This window comes from Massilia sp. DJPM01, from assembly GCF_030348125.1.
GTDB classification, from domain to species: domain Bacteria; phylum Pseudomonadota; class Gammaproteobacteria; order Burkholderiales; family Burkholderiaceae_D; genus Telluria_A; species Telluria_A frigida.
In genome coordinates this window covers 1-1,411 of the sequence record NZ_JAQOZV010000170.1, presented here as the reverse complement: position 1 = coordinate 1,411, position 1,411 = coordinate 1, and the positions used below count along the sequence as shown (strand labels likewise).

The window sequence follows — 1,411 nt, the reverse complement described above, 5'->3', positions numbered from 1 at the left end:
ACCTATTTATGTATGGCGCACCACTCTATCATATCGATACCTCGATTGTTTCCAGATTTAACTAATCTACGTAACAAAGGCACGTCATCTAAGCGCGTTCCGGAAAAATCGCAATTCTCAAATCGAGCCCCGGAAAACCCCATTCCGGTGACATCTGAGTGACAGAAAGTACATTGAGAAAAATAGCTATTTTCAAAACGAATTTGTTGCATGTTGCAGCGCTCAAAATATACCTTCGACGCAATACAATCGGTAAAATCACATCCACGAAGATCACTAAATGATCCCAGTTGGTCAATATCTAGTCCAATACCCATCAAAAAACACACATCAAAAGTGCAGTTTTTAAAAACGGCTTCCGGCGCATAAAACGGGGACATCTGTGCGTGCAAAAATCGACTACCTGTGAAATCACAGCCCTCCGCAGACGCGCCTTGAAAATTTGTACCTTCAAATGTACATCCCCGCGCCGAACTGCCGTCGAGAACATAACCGAACGATTCGTCCAATATCTTTAGACCATCAATATTCATTGCACGACAGTCCAGTGATTCCCCATCCACTGGGTGAGCAGCTTTCGGTGCAACATTAACGTACCATTCGCGAACACTCATTCCATCAGGCTGAATAGTAGAATCAAGCAACATAGAACGAACGAGTTGAAAAAAAGCATCGTCAACCCAGCGAGATATTAAATCACTCATTTTTCCTCTCAATCCACACAATTTTTTTTCTTCCTGTCCTTGCATCCAGTTGAACAACCCCAACACGGCTAATCATATTGGGCGCAATTGCCCCTGCCACGGCGATCTCCTGCTCACCGAAACTTGGATTCCCCCCATAACCCTTGTTGACCGACCAGACACGTCCTTCTAGTGCAGCATTCACATCGTACCCACTTGCACCTTTTATTTCAATAACGACGCCCCCCTCGTCAGCCCAAAACGCCGCGCCAGCGTTTTGCTCTTGAGTGAGCGGTACTTGGGTTGTGCCTCTAAACGCCCTGTCATCAACATTCTTTAGGGCGTGCTCGATGAGATCAATATTCTTCCCGCGGGCTGGAAGTCCATTGGCGAACAGTTCCTTCGCCACTTGAGCGGGAGTCATGCTCGAAGGTAACCCGAGATAGGAATTATTCGTGCCATGGTATAACTGTGAATAGTTCTGCGGGACAATTTTTGTGCCATTCACCATTGCGAACTCAACTCCAGGAACGTTGGGAATTTGACCAACCAAAGGTAGTTCTGCTACAGCCCCCACCTGAATTGCCCCATTATTTCCGGGGATACCGGCGCCAACGGTTTTTACGCCCGCCTTCAACTCTGGTGCCACGGCAGCAACTCCCTTTCCGCCCAAAGTTGCCGGGTTCGGCAGCGGCATGCCGGAAACTGGGGCGCCCGACGCAATAGTC

2 protein-coding genes are annotated in these 1,411 nt (G+C 48.1%); both read right to left on the bottom strand.

All coding sequences use genetic code 11. The features are described 5' to 3' along the window. Positions 1–2: 2 nt before the first annotated feature. Positions 3–704, bottom strand: coding sequence for a pentapeptide repeat-containing protein (locus PO883_RS34420; RefSeq protein ID WP_289313797.1), 702 nt, complete (start codon positions 702–704; stop codon positions 3–5). Further along, positions 697–1,411, bottom strand: a 715-nt coding sequence (locus tag PO883_RS34415) for a hypothetical protein (protein WP_289313796.1), incomplete at its 5' end; no start/stop codon positions are given. The genes PO883_RS34420 and PO883_RS34415, both read right to left, overlap by 8 nt.